Genomic DNA, 12579 nt, shown 5'->3' with positions numbered 1-12579 from the left:
GGGGTCTGTACTCAGGGTGACTACTCGTTTGATGACGATCTTCCGTCACAGGCCGGACACAGTGGCCGCATTCCGGACGGATCGTTTTGACTCAGGTCCCTGTCTGGCATGCTGGTGGCATGGCTAGCCGCGCGGGCACAGTTGCCCAACCCCAGGACCTTGTTGACATCACTGCGCTCCTTGACGCGTATTACGACATCACGCCCGATCTGGGTGATCCCGGCCAGCGCGTGGCGTTCGGCACGTCCGGGCACCGCGGCTCCAGCCTGAAGGCGTCATTCAACGAGCAACACATCGTTGCCATCACCCAGGCCATCGTGGAGTACCGGGCGGGGCAGGGCATCACCGGGCCGCTGTTCCTGGCCAAGGACACGCACGCCCTCAGCGAGCCCGCGCAGAACTCCGCACTCGAGGTCCTGGCCGCCAACGGCGTCCAGGTCCTCGTTGACGCCCGCCACGGCTACACCCCCACACCGGCGCTCAGCCACGCAATCCTCACCTACAACCGGAACGCCGGCGCCGGCGCCCCGCAGGCAGACGGCATCGTTGTCACGCCGAGCCACAACCCGCCGGCAGACGGCGGCTTCAAGTACAACCCGCCGCACGGCGGGCCCGCCGATTCCGATGCCACCGGCTGGATCGCCAACCGCGCCAACGAGCTTCTGGAGAACGGCCTGCGCGGGGTGAAGCGGATTCCGCTGGCCGATGCCCAGGCAGCGGACAGCACCGGCAAGTTCGACTTCCTCAGCAGCTACGTGGACGACCTTCCCTCCGTCCTTAACCTGGATGCCATCCGCAACGCCGGCGTGCGCATCGGCGCCGACCCCATGGGCGGTGCATCCGTGGACTACTGGGGCGAGATCGGCGAGCGCCACCACCTGGATCTCACCGTGGTGAACCCCACCGTGGATCCGCAATGGGCCTTCATGACCCTGGACTGGGACGAGAAGATCCGGATGGACTGCTCCTCCCCGGCCGCCATGGCCTCGCTGATCCAGCGGATGGCTGCCGGTGCGGACGGGACCGCAGCATACGACGTCGCCACCGGCAACGATGCCGACGCGGACCGGCACGGCATCGTCACCCCAGACGGCGGCCTGATGAACCCCAACCACTACCTCGCCGTCGCCATCGATTACCTCTACCGCAACCGCAGCGGCTGGAACCCGGCCTCCGTGGTGGGAAAGACCCTGGTGTCGTCCTCCATCATCGACCGGGTAGCCCAGAGCCTGGGCCGGAAGCTCGTGGAGGTTCCGGTCGGCTTCAAGTGGTTCGTGCCGGGCCTGCTCTCCGGGGAGGGCGCCTTCGGCGGCGAGGAATCGGCCGGCGCTTCCTTCAACAAGCTGGACGGCAGCGTCTGGACCACGGACAAGGACGGCATCCTGCTGGCCCTGCTCGCCTCGGAAATCACGGCGGTCACCGGCAAGTCCCCGTCCCAGCTCTACAAGGGCCTGACGGACCAGTTCGGCGCCCCCGTCTACGCGCGCATTGACGCAGCAGCCACGCGGGAGCAGAAGTCGGCACTCGGCAAGCTGTCGCCGTCGGACGTCACCGCCACAAGCCTGGCCGGGGAACCCATCCTGGCCAAGCTGACCGAGGCGCCCGGCAACGGTGCGTCGATTGGCGGGCTCAAGGTGGTCACCGAGAACGCCTGGTTCGCCGCCCGCCCGTCCGGTACCGAGGACGTCTACAAGATCTACGCCGAGTCCTTCAAGGGCGAGGAGCACCTCAAGCAGGTCCAGGCGGAAGCCAAGGCCCTCGTGGACAGCGTTATCGCCTAGCTGCCCCGGTTTCCGGCAGGCTCCAGAGCTGCAGGATGCGCCGGACGGTGCGGTCACCGTCCGGCGCCATGTCCACCAACGCCACCCGGTCAAGCACCAGGGTGTCGCCCGGGCGCAGGCGGCGGCCGTGCAGGTGGGAGATGTGCGGCCGGTAGCCGGACCCGGTGTGGGCCGGTGTGAGGATCCTGCCACCTGCGCTTTCGACTGCCGTGGCCAACTGCTCGTGCAGGGCCTGCAGGTCCTGCTGCGGCTGGACAAGGCTGACGGGCACGGAGCCGTTCCGGCCGAATCCCGCGTCCTCCCCCACCGTCAGCGCGGCGCCCAGTGCCTTGTCCGCAGGTGGCCCGGCGAGCGCCGCAACCTGTTCGGCAACGGCGTCATCGACGTCGAACCTCAACAGGGTCATGTGCAGGGGCCACTGCGTCCGCGGGAAAACCTGGCCTTCAGCGACCGGCTCCACAAACGCCACGAGGACGAAGTTCCGCATCCGCCCAGTGTGCCACTCCCCCGACTAACCCTGCTCGGTCAAACGCTCTCTCATTTAATGCGGCTTAACCGCCAACGCTCTCTCGCGCATGAGAGAGCGATGGCCGAAAAGGTGCATTAAGTGAGAGAGCGTCCTAGACGGTGCGGACGACGTCCTCGTAGGAGAATTTGGGCTTGGCCTCGCCCCAGGCGTCTGCGGCGGGCTGGCCGATGTTGACCACCAGGAAGCTCTTCTGGCCGCCCGCGGGGAAGAACGCCTCATCGATGGCACCGAAGTCGGCTCCGGTCATGGGGCCCGCGGAGAACCCGAGGGAGCGGACGGCCAGGATGAAGTAGCCGGCCTGCAGGTGCGCGTTGTTGTTGCCCGTGGCGGCGGCGAGTTCCGGGTTGGCGTCGTACATGGCCTTGGGGGCGTTGTAGCCGGGGAGGAAGGTGTCCCACTGGCCCGCCCAGTTGGTGTCGTAGCTGAGGATGGCCACCAGCGGGGCGGAGGCGGTCTTGGCGCGGTTGCCTGCCATGAGTGCGCCAACCAGGTTGGCGCGGGCTTCGTCCGAGCGGACATAGGTGACGCGCAACGGCTGGGAGTTGAAAGCCGTGGGGCCGAACTTGGTGAGCTCGTAGATGGCCTGCGCCTGCTCGTCGGTCACCTCGCCCGTGAACGAGTTGGCGGTGCGGGCCTGCGCGAAAATAGCGTCGACGGCGGCCGGATCGATAACCGCTTCTTCATGGGCAATGGTCATTGGCGTACCTTTCGCTGTGCCTCCCCGTTTGCGTCGGGGCCGGCGTCGTTGCTTTCCATGGTTGCAACTTCAACCAGCAGTGTCCTCTTCCCGTGACGGCCCGTGACATCGGACACAACAGTCCGTGGGCGGGGCGCGGGCGGTATCCTTGTCCCAGTTAATCTCCGCCCTCCGCGGCATCCCCCCGAAAGCCCCCGAAAGGCCTCCGCCCATGAGCATGCTCGGAATCAAATGGAAGCTGCACGGCACAGGCAAGTCCATCAAGCCGGGGCACGTGGTAGCCCCCGATGAGCGCCTGGCCTGGCCACTGACCATCGGCGTGGGTATGCAGCATGTGGTGGCCATGTTCGGCGCCACGTTCCTGGTGCCCATCATCACCGGAATGCCGCCTGCCACCACGCTGTTCTTCTCCGGCATCGGAACGCTGCTCTTCCTGGTGATCACCAAGGGCCGGGTTCCCAGCTACCTCGGCTCAAGTTTCGCGTTCATCGCGCCCATCATGGCGTCCCAGCAGCAGTTCGGCGTGCCGGGAGCCCTGGGCGGCGTGGTCTTGGCCGGCGCGGCCCTGGCCCTGGTGGGTGCCATCGTCCAGAAGTTCGGCGCTGGCTGGATCAACCGGCTGATGCCGCCCATCGTCACCGGCGCCATCGTGGCGCTGATCGGGCTGAACCTCGCACCGGCAGCCAAGCAGAATTTCGACGCCGCCCCCGTCACCGCCGTGGTCACGCTGGCCACCATCATCCTGGTCAGCGTGCTGTTCCGGGGGATCCTGGGCCGCCTCAGCATCCTGGTGGGCGTGGTGGTGGGCTACCTTGTGGCGATGCTGCGCGGCGAGGTGAGCTACGAAAAGATGGAGGCCGCGGCCTGGGTGGGCCTGCCACAGTTCCAGACTCCCGAGTTCCATGTGGGCGTCCTTGGCTTGTTCGTGCCCGTGGTGCTGGTCCTGGTGGCGGAGAACATCGGCCACGTAAAGTCCGTAGCCGCCATGACCGGCCAGAACCTCGACGGCGTGTCCGGGCGGGCGCTGATGGCGGACGGCGCCGCCACCGTCCTGGCCGGCTTCGGCGGCGGCTCCGGCACCACCACCTACGCCGAAAACATCGGCGTCATGGCGGCCACCAAGGTCTATTCGACGGCGGCCTACTGGGTGGCAGGCGTCTTCGCCATCGTCCTGAGCTTCTCCCCCAAGTTCGGCGAGCTCATCGCCACCGTCCCGGCCGGAGTGCTGGGCGGCGCGGCCACCATGCTGTACGGCATGATCGGTATCCTCGGCGTGAAGATCTGGGTTCAGAACAAGGTGAACTTCTCGAACCCGGTGAACCTGACCACCGCCGCCGTGGCCCTCATCATCGGCATCGCGGACTACACCTGGACCATCGGTGACCTGACGTTCACCGGGATCGCACTGGGATCAGCCGCGGCCCTGGTGATCTACCACGGCATGAAGGCCATCGCGAAGGCCCGGGGCACCGCAGCCGAGCCCGAAACCGAGCAGGCGGGGCTGCCTCCCCAGGCCAGGGCAGCGGGGAACGCTGTCGCCAGGCGCGCCCCGAAAAAGCGCTAGGCCTCCTTCAGGGACAAGGGCTCCCCGGGCAGGCCTACCGGATGGACTGCCGGGAGATGCCCGTGCCCGAAGACGGGGCCGGGACGGGGACGTTTGGGAACCAGCGGAGCCTCCGCGGGGTGCCTGACCTGGCGGATCGCCCAGGGTACGAGGTATTCCCGGGCCCACACCAAGTCTTCCGTCCGGGCTTCCTTCCAGTTGCGCGGCGGAAGCGCCTTGGGCTGCAATGGTTCAAGGCTGTGGGGAATGGCCAGGGCCTGCAGCACTCCCAAGGCGATGGTGTGGTGGCCCAGCGGCGAGAAGTGCAGGCGGTCGGGGTCCCACATGCCGGGCCTGGTGAGGTCGCGCAGGCACCACAGGTCAACCATCACAGCGTTGTGCCGGGCCGCCACGACGTGGAGGTTTTCGTTGAGGATTGCCACCTTGCCGCGTATTTGGCCGAAGACCGGGGTTGCGCCCCAGTCGGGGCCGGCGAAGAGGACAACGGTGGCCCCGGAGCGGGTGAGCTGCTCCACGCCGGCGTCAATTTTCTCGGCCAGCTTGTCCGGATCGCTGCGGCGGAACACGATGTCGTTGCCGCCGGCGGACAGCGTCACCAGGTCAGGCTGTGCGGCCAGCGCCGGGCCCACCTGCTGATCCAGGATCTGCTGCAGCCGCAGGCCCCGGATCGCGAGGTTGGCGTAGGCAAAATCAGGCTGTCCCGCGCTGAGCTCCTCGGCGACCCGGTCAGCCCAGCCCCGCAGCCCGCCCTGGTTCTTGGGCTCGGGGTCCCCCACCCCCTCAGTGAAGGAGTCGCCGAGGGCCACATAGCGGTGCCAGGGGTGCTCTCCTAATCCGGGAGCCCGTTCCGCCGGGCGTGCCAAATCCAGGCCAACTGGCCGGCCGGGTGACCGTTCCTGCTTCGGCGTTGTCATGCCGTCCTCCCTTCCGCGGTGTGCGATGGGCCCTTGCCCCGCCCGGCTTTACGCCGGCGGGGCTGTTCCTCCTGCTCCAGCTCGGCTGGGGGCAGCAGGCGGAAGTCCGCGACGCCGTCGGGCGTTCCCTGCCTGAGCCCGGCAGGCTCCCTGCCGGGCTCCCCGGGCCCGGGGTGCTCCCTCCCGGGACCCGGCGCAACAACGTTCAGCGCGGCATCGCGCAGGTCGAGTTCGTGGTGCAGCGCCTGTGTCTGCAGGAACCGCAGTGCCCCCTCGCGGCTGAGGCCGTACTCGTCCATGAGACTGCGCACCGCCAGGTCCACCAGGACAAGGGAGCTTTGCACGACGGCGATGCCTGCTTTGGCCTCGGCGCGTTCGGCCGTCCGCACCACAACACGCAGGGCCCGGGCCACCTGGTGCGCGTAGCTGCGGCTCCGGAGCAGGTCGTCGCTGCTGAAGGCGTGCGGGAGCGCGGCGTAGAGGTTGATGGCGGCGCTCGTCCCGCCCTCGGAGGCGATGGGCATGGACAGGAGTGACTGGACCCCGTGGCCGGCGGCCGCGCTGGCGTACCCGGGCCAGCGCCGGTCCCGGCTGACGTCGGACAGCAGCACGAATTCGCCGGTTCGGAGGGCTTCCAGGGCCGGCCCGTCAGCGAAGGAGCACTGTTCCTGGTTTGCTTCGAGTGCTTTCTCGGTGCTGGCGGCGACAGTGCGTGCCTGTCCCAGGCGGAAGAGTGTGGCCGCCCAGCTGATGCCGCGCTGCTCGCCCTTGATGTCAGCCATGAAGTCACGGGTGACTTCCCAGAGGTACGTTTCGACGTCCTTGCTGTCGAAGACCTGTTCCGGGGGTACTGGAAGGGGTCCCCAGCCGAGCTGCGCTGCGGGTTCAGCCGCCATGATTTACGCCTTGGTTGAAGCGCTCCGGCCTACTGCAAAACCTCTTTCTAAGAATACGTCCCCCGCGCGTTTCAAGGGAGGGGCAGTGCGCGTCAGCCTGCAGGGTTCACCCCGCAGACACGACGCCGTGGACAACGCCCACCGGACATGCCGAAGGCCCCCGCCCGGGGTTCGCAGGGAACCACGGGGCGGAGGCCTCCAAGGGAAGGCGGTCACCGCCCCAATGGAGCGGCACCCAGGCCGTTACCCGGCGTCGAAGCTCTCGCCGCCGTCGTCGTTCGGTGACTTCTCCTCGGGCAGGTCGTTGCCGCTGCCGTCCGGAAGGCCGGCGGCTTCCTGTCCGGACTCGGACGAGACCGGGGCCGAACCCTGCGAGTCGTCGTTGGACTCATCAATCTCGGCGGCGCTGGAGGGAAGGTCGACGTCGCGGGGCACCGGATCCGCCTCCGGATCGGACTGCGGCGCGTTGGTGTCGGCGCTGCCCGTGCCCGGTCCGGAACCATCCACTGGTGCCTGGGATCCGCCCATCTCCTGCTCAGCGGTGGGAGTGCCGTAGCCGCCCGGGTCCGATTCGGGCTGGGCGTGCTGGTTTTCCTGCGTCATGGTTTCCTCCTGTTGTGGGTTCGGATGAAGGTGTTCTGCTGGCGTGGGTGCAGCCCTAGAGGCCCTTGCCGCCGGTTACCGGCAGCACCGCCCCGGAAATGTACGAACCGTCCTCTGAGGCCAGCAGCACATAGGCGGCCGCGAGCTCGGCCGGCTGGCCGGCCCGTTCCAGGGGCGTGTCCTGGCCGAACGTTGGGAGTTTGTCCGGCCATTCCGTTGCGGGGATCAGCGGGGTCCAGATGGGCCCGGGGGCCACAGCGTTGACCCTGATGCCCTTGGGCCCGAGTTCCTGCGCCAGTGCTTTGGTGAACGCCACCTGGGCGGCCTTGGTCATGGCGTAGTCGATCAGCGCCGGGGACGGGTTGAAAGCCTGGATCGATGCGGTGGTGATGATGGACGCGCCCGGCTTCAAATGGGGTACCGCGGCCCGTGCCGTCCACAGCAGCGAGTAGAGGTTGGTTTTGAAGACCCGGTCGAATTCCTCGGTGGGCAGCGACTCCAGGCTTTCGCGGTTCTTCTGGTACGCGGCATTCAGGACCACCACGTCCAGCCGGCCGAATCCGGACGCGGTTTCCTCAACGATGCGCGTGCTGAAGCCCTCTTCCCGGCCGTCTCCCGCAAACAGCAGGACGCGCTGGCCGGCCTTGCGGATCCAATCCGCGGTGTCCTGCGCGTCCTCTTCCTCTTCCGGAAGGTAGGAGATGGCGACGTCGGCGCCCTCACGCGCGAAGGCGATGGCGGCGGCCTTGCCGATTCCGGAATCGCCGCCCGTGATGAGTGCGGCCTTGCCCTGGAGTTTGCCGTGCCCTTCGTAGCTCAGTTCCCCGTGGTCGGGCTTCGGGTCCATCGGCGCCGTGAGCCCGGGCTGCTTCTGCTCCTGCTCCGGGAACGGTCCGGAGTGATAGCCGCCCCGGGGATCCTTTGGCTGGTCCCTCTGCTTGTCTGTGTCGCTCATAGTCCGCCTGCTCACTGTGTCGGTTTTCGAAGAGCTCCGCCGTGCACCTGCTCTTCGAAGCTATCCCGGCCGGAGGAACAAAGTCCACCGATCGGAGCGAATAATCAGTAAACTTATCAAATGTAGGTCGCGGTGCAACGCCTGCCGTGTTTCCCGGCGCCGGAAGAGCCGAAAGGGAGCAGACAGGTGGAGGGAGGAAGGGCAATGTCCGAGGTGGAGGATTACACGGGCAGGACAGGCAGGAACGAAACCCGTGAGGAGCAGCTGGACCGCAACTGGGCCGAACTGCTGCAGGAGATGCGGGTGCTGCAGATGGGCGTCCAGATCCTGGCCGGCTTCCTGCTGACGCTCCCCTTCCAGGAACGCTTTGAGACCCTTGACGATTTCCAGGTTGGCCTCTACCTCACCAACGTGGTGATTGCGGCTCTCACCACCGCGCTCATCCTCCTGCCGGTGAGCGTGCACCGGCGGCTCTTCCGGAAGCGGCTCAAGGAAACACTGGTAGCCAGCGGGGACACCATCGCAAAAATCACCCTCGCCGGAATCGCGCTGTTGAGCGCCGGTACCGCGGCACTGGTTTTCGACGTGACCGCGGGACGTACGGCCGGCCTCACTGCCGGCGGAGCGCTGATGGCAGTGATGGTGGTCCTGCTGGTCTACGTCCCTATCCACCTCAACAGGCGCGCCGCCGCAGGGCAGGGATCGCCCGGCCCGCACGGGGAGTAGCCTGCGCGATAAAGGGCCTGCCTGTGCCCCTAAGCGCCTTCAAGGACCTGGCTTGTTGCCCACGCCAGATACTTGGCCGCGTGTGCGACGGCGTCCTGGGGGCTCGGAGCCACGTCCAGCAGTTGCGCGGCGGCCACCACGCCATGTTCAGCAAGCTCCTCGGGCGTCACCAGGATGCGGCCGGCCACCACGATCACGGGAATTCCGCGCTCCCGTGCCGCGTCCGCCAGCGCGATGGGCGCTTTTCCGGTCAGGGACTGCGAGTCCATGGACCCTTCCCCGGTGATCACCAGGTCCGCGTCGCCCAACTGCCCGGCCAGGCCGGTAAGTCCCGCCACCAAGGCGAAGCCGCCTTCCAGCGTTGCGCCGGTGAAGGCAAGGAACGACGCCGGGAAGCCGCCGGCGGCGCCGGCGCCAGGGACGTTCACGTCCCGGCCGGTGGCCTCACGGAGGATGGATGCCCAGTTGCGGAGGCCGGCGTCGAGCAGTTCCACGGTGTCCGCGTCCGCGCCCTTCTGCGGCGAGAAAACGTGCGCGGCGCCGGACGTTCCAAAGAGCGGATTCCTGACATCCACGGCGATCCTGAAGGTGGTGGCAGCGAGCCGGGGGTCCAGCCCGCTGGTGTCCAGTGCCGCGACGTCGGCAAGTGACCCGCCCCCCAGGGGCACCACGTTTCCGGCCGAGTCGAGCGGCTTGAGGCCCAGTGCGCGCAGGGCGCCGCTGCCGCCGTCCGTCATGGCCGATCCGCCCAGGCCCAGCACTATTTCGGTGGCTCCGGCGTCCAGGGCCGCCGCAATGAGCTGTCCACAGCCGTAACTGTGGGCCCGGAGCGCGTTGGCCGGGGTGGGTTCCATGTCCGCAAGGCCGGAGGCCTGGGCCGTTTCGATGACGGCGGTGACCTTGCCGTCGTCGGCCTTGTTGATGGCCCAGGCGGCTCCGAGGGGGGCCAGGATGGGACCGACCACGGCATTGAGCCGTTCCTCGAAGCCGGCGGCCACTGCCGCCTCCAGTGTTCCCTCGCCGCCGTCAGCGATGGGGAACTGGGTGGCAACGGCCTCCGGGTATACGCGCAGCGCGCCTTCCGCGATGGCAGCAGCGGCTTCAGCCGCCGTCAGGGAACCCTTGAACTTGTCCGGAGCAATAAGAATGCGCATGCGCTCCATCATGCCAGCAGTCGCCGGGAAAGCGCTTGCCGAATCCGTCATCCGGACAGCCTGCCCGCCGTATCGCGGCCTCCCGGCCTACCCTTGGCGCCACTCCTGGCTGGTGATGTGGGATCCGGCCTGCGGCCCCATCTGCAGCATTCCGCCGTCCACCGCCCAGGAGGCGCCGTTGACGTAGCTGGAAGCGGGCGAGGCAAGGAAGGCAATAACGGCAGCAACTTCCCGCGCATCACCGGGCCTGCCCAAGGGGACGCCAGGCCTGTCCTTGGTGGTGGGGTCCTCATCTTCCTGTCCGGTCATCGGCGTGGCGATCTCCCCGGAGCCACACTGTTGGCGGTGATGCCATGCTCGGCAAGCTCAAGGGCCAGCGTCTTCATGAGTCCGCCGAGGCCGTGCTTGGACGCGTCATAGGCGGACGCACCTACTCTCGGCTGGAATTCATGCACGCTGGTGACGGCAATGAGGCGCCCGCCCCTGCCTGCCTTCACCATCCGGCGGGCAGCGGCCTGGAGGCACACAAACGCGCCGTTGAGGTTGGTGTCCAGGGTGCGCATCCAGGTGTCGACGTCGAGGTCCAGGAACCTAGTCCCATCGCCGGTTCCGGCGTTGTTGACGAACACGTCCACTCCGCCCAGCCCGTCCGCCAGTTCGTCGACGACGGCCGCTGCGGCACGCAGGTCAGTCGTATCCAGCTGCCGCACCACGGCCTTGCGGCCCAAACGGCGGATCTCCTCCGCAGTGTCCTCGGCGCCGGCCTTGTCCGAGTGCCAGGTGACGCCGACATCCATTCCTGCGCGGGCAAGGGCGACGGCGGCAGCCTTGCCTATTCCGGAGTCCGATCCGGTCACGATGGCGGTACGTGGAGTGAATCCTGCGGTGTCATGCATGGCGGCAGCCTTTCAGTCGGCCACGCACCGAAAGCGTGGAGCATTCAGTGGTGGCACATTCAGTGGTGGGCACTCGGTGGACGAAGCCTCCAGCAGGAGATAATCCCAGCGGGTCAGGCCGGGCGGCGGAGCTCCGGCGACGGCGGGTACTGGCCGTTCTGCGGCGAGTCCGACTCTTCCGGTACGGCCATCAGCGGGACTGCGAACGTCACCACCGGGCGGCCCTCCGGATCATCGGCGGACCGGATGGTCAAGCTCCTGGTTCCCGGGGGCACGGAAGGGGTGAAGGTCTGCAGGTTCCGGGACTCCACCGTGGCCGAGTCCCGGAAGGAGTACTCGGTACCGAAGTGGTCCTGCAGGATTAGGTGCGGCTCGGGACCGTCGGCGGAGGCCAACTGGATGTTGACCACCAGCCCGGTGGCCCAGACCTCGACCGAAAGGATGGTGAACTCCGTGCGGTGGGTGACGTGCTGGCCGTAGGTTGGCGGCAGCAGCATCCCCCGAAGGCCGCCGGAGGGAATGAATTTGCGCATCGTGGTTCCTGTAGGTTCTGGGGCCGCCGTTGGCGGAACGGCGCCGGCGCGGAAAGCCGGTGCCGGGCTGTACGCGGCGGGAGTGAGGTGGCTTAGGCGTCGTCGCGGCCGGCGTTTTTCGGGCGGAAGAGCGGACCGCTGCGGGCCCTGCCGTCGCTGGGGCCGGCACCCGGGCCGTCCCCGTTCCGGCACCATCCGGCGCCGCCGATACTGTTGCCCTTGCCCTTGTTGCCCTTGACCTGTGCCACGGTAGCCAGCCTTTCCCCCGGAAGCTATAACTAGTAAGACTACTTACCATGTAGCCTCCCGACCCTCCCTTGTGTCAAGGGCTTTGGATCTCTGTTGTGGAACAACTGTGGGGATCACCATCCGGGATCACCAACGGCCGCCGGAAGTCGGCACCGGCTAACCCCGTGGCCGCAGCACCGCGAAATAGCCCGGGACCCGGCTTTGTCCGTCCACCCCGGTCATCGGGTTCGTTTCGATGGCCACCTCACCATCCGCCAGGAGTTCCCAGGCCTCCGGCGGAAAGGCCCGCGAGCGCTCCTCCGGGCCGAAGTGGCCGGGCATGGGCAGTCCGCGGATGGCCCGTTCCAGCGGAGCCGGGATGTTGCGGGTTGTAGCGCCGAGATGGGAGACGTACTGCACCGGGTTGCCCTGGAAATTGGTCTCCGCCAGGAACACCGTGCCGCGGCTGCCGGCCAGCAGCCGCAGGTTGTCGACCATCGCCGACTGGTCCGCCGCGTCCAGGACGTGCAGGACGCCGCGGATGAAGACGTTCGCGTCGCCCTGGACAGCCAGTGCGCCGGCCGCGCCGGCCCCGGTCATGTCCAGGGCCTGGTAACGGACCCTGGCTGCCACGCCGTCGGCCCGGTTGTGCCCATCGGCATGGGCTACGGCGTGGCCGGATACGTCCACGCCCACAGCCTCGGTGAAGACGCCAGCCAATGCCCTGGTGAAACGGCCATGCCCGCAGCCCACGTCAATGACGGGAAGTTCCCGGTCCAGGTATCGGAGCAGGACGTCCCTGTATCCGAGGAATTCATCGTCGGTACCCGGATCCCAAAGAATTTCGGTGCCGGCCCCCCTCCCCCGGATGCCCGCCCAGTACGTGTCCCATGCAACCGGCCGGTCCTTGGGGGCAGAGCGGGACAGCCTGAGGAGCTTGGGGAGCATCAGGTACTTCTGGAGGGCGGAACGCACGGACTTTGCGGCAGGGGATTTTGCTGGGGAGGACACGGAACAAATATAGGTGCCCTGCCTCTTTCGGACGCGACCTGCCGGATTGTTGCAGCCTGCACGTCCGCAATTCCGGCACTTCCCCCGCCGTG

13 protein-coding genes and 1 pseudogene are annotated in these 12579 nt (G+C 67.6%); 3 read left to right on the top strand and 11 right to left on the bottom strand.

What is annotated here, in order from left to right; all coding sequences use genetic code 11:
• The first annotated feature begins 119 nt into the window (after positions 1–119).
• On the top strand, positions 120–1781 hold the full coding sequence (gene pgm, locus ACKAE7_RS07910; protein WP_188809904.1) for a phosphoglucomutase (alpha-D-glucose-1,6-bisphosphate-dependent): 1662 nt from the start codon (positions 120–122) through the stop codon (positions 1779–1781).
• Here pgm and ACKAE7_RS07905 read toward each other — a convergent pair.
• Positions 1771–2268 carry a 2'-5' RNA ligase family protein gene (locus tag ACKAE7_RS07905; protein WP_408978871.1) on the bottom strand — a complete coding sequence of 166 codons (498 nt, stop codon included), beginning with the start codon at positions 2266–2268 and terminating at the stop codon, positions 1771–1773. The genes pgm and ACKAE7_RS07905 overlap by 11 nt on opposite strands.
• Positions 2269–2401: 133 nt before the next feature.
• On the bottom strand, positions 2402–3007 hold the full coding sequence (locus tag ACKAE7_RS07900; RefSeq protein ID WP_408978870.1) for a malonic semialdehyde reductase: 606 nt from the start codon (positions 3005–3007) through the stop codon (positions 2402–2404).
• 211 nt (positions 3008–3218) lie between these two features.
• Here ACKAE7_RS07900 and ACKAE7_RS07895 point away from each other — a divergent pair, with 211 nt between their 5' ends.
• The gene (locus ACKAE7_RS07895) at positions 3219–4571 is read left to right on the top strand and encodes a uracil-xanthine permease family protein (RefSeq protein WP_408978869.1); all 1353 of its coding nucleotides are present in this window, start codon (positions 3219–3221) and stop codon (positions 4569–4571) included.
• Here ACKAE7_RS07895 and ACKAE7_RS07890 read toward each other — a convergent pair.
• The 4 genes from ACKAE7_RS07890 to ACKAE7_RS07875 all read right to left on the bottom strand — a co-directional run bounded on the left by ACKAE7_RS07890 (position 4568) and on the right by ACKAE7_RS07875 (position 7939).
• Positions 4568–5485: an SGNH/GDSL hydrolase family protein gene (locus tag ACKAE7_RS07890; RefSeq protein WP_408978868.1), complete on the bottom strand. Its 918-nt coding sequence runs from the start codon at positions 5483–5485 to the stop codon at positions 4568–4570. The genes ACKAE7_RS07895 and ACKAE7_RS07890 overlap by 4 nt on opposite strands.
• Positions 5482–6381 (bottom strand): GAF domain-containing protein, encoded by a 900-nt coding sequence (locus tag ACKAE7_RS07885; protein WP_188809894.1) that lies wholly within the window; start codon positions 6379–6381, stop codon positions 5482–5484. Before ACKAE7_RS07885 ends, ACKAE7_RS07890 begins: the two co-directional genes overlap by 4 nt.
• 243 nt (positions 6382–6624) lie before the next feature.
• Entirely contained in the window at positions 6625–6984 is a 360-nt protein-coding gene (locus ACKAE7_RS07880; RefSeq protein WP_188809892.1) for a hypothetical protein, read from the bottom strand.
• Positions 6985–7039: 55 nt separating this feature from the next.
• A complete protein-coding gene (locus ACKAE7_RS07875; RefSeq protein WP_188809890.1) occupies positions 7040–7939 on the bottom strand; it encodes an SDR family oxidoreductase in 900 nt (299 codons plus the stop codon).
• A gap of 204 nt (positions 7940–8143) precedes the next feature.
• On the opposite strand from ACKAE7_RS07875, the gene ACKAE7_RS07870 reads away from it, so the two are divergent.
• The gene (locus ACKAE7_RS07870) at positions 8144–8665 is read left to right on the top strand and encodes a DUF6328 family protein (RefSeq protein WP_188809888.1); all 522 of its coding nucleotides are present in this window, start codon (positions 8144–8146) and stop codon (positions 8663–8665) included.
• 29 nt (positions 8666–8694) lie between these two features.
• Here ACKAE7_RS07870 and ACKAE7_RS07865 read toward each other — a convergent pair whose 3' ends face one another.
• The 5 genes and pseudogenes from ACKAE7_RS07865 to ACKAE7_RS07845 all read right to left on the bottom strand — a co-directional run bounded on the left by ACKAE7_RS07865 (position 8695) and on the right by ACKAE7_RS07845 (position 12424).
• On the bottom strand, positions 8695–9819 hold the full coding sequence (locus tag ACKAE7_RS07865) for a glycerate kinase (RefSeq protein ID WP_191034974.1): 1125 nt from the start codon (positions 9817–9819) through the stop codon (positions 8695–8697).
• A gap of 87 nt (positions 9820–9906) precedes the next feature.
• Positions 9907–10715, bottom strand: a pseudogene (locus ACKAE7_RS07860) (SDR family oxidoreductase).
• 113 nt (positions 10716–10828) lie between these two features.
• Positions 10829–11248 (bottom strand): hypothetical protein, encoded by a 420-nt coding sequence (locus ACKAE7_RS07855; protein WP_408978867.1) that lies wholly within the window; start codon positions 11246–11248, stop codon positions 10829–10831.
• A gap of 92 nt (positions 11249–11340) precedes the next feature.
• Entirely contained in the window at positions 11341–11496 is a 156-nt protein-coding gene (locus ACKAE7_RS07850) for a hypothetical protein (RefSeq protein ID WP_191034977.1), read from the bottom strand.
• Between the two features lie 157 nt (positions 11497–11653).
• A complete protein-coding gene (locus tag ACKAE7_RS07845; RefSeq protein WP_408978886.1) occupies positions 11654–12424 on the bottom strand; it encodes a class I SAM-dependent methyltransferase in 771 nt (256 codons plus the stop codon).
• Between the last annotated feature and the right edge of the window lie 155 nt (positions 12425–12579).

It is taken from the genome of Pseudarthrobacter sp. NKDBFgelt (genome assembly GCF_046097905.1).
Taxonomy (GTDB): domain Bacteria; phylum Actinomycetota; class Actinomycetes; order Actinomycetales; family Micrococcaceae; genus Arthrobacter; species Arthrobacter polychromogenes.
This window is presented reverse-complemented; position numbering and strand designations above follow the sequence as displayed.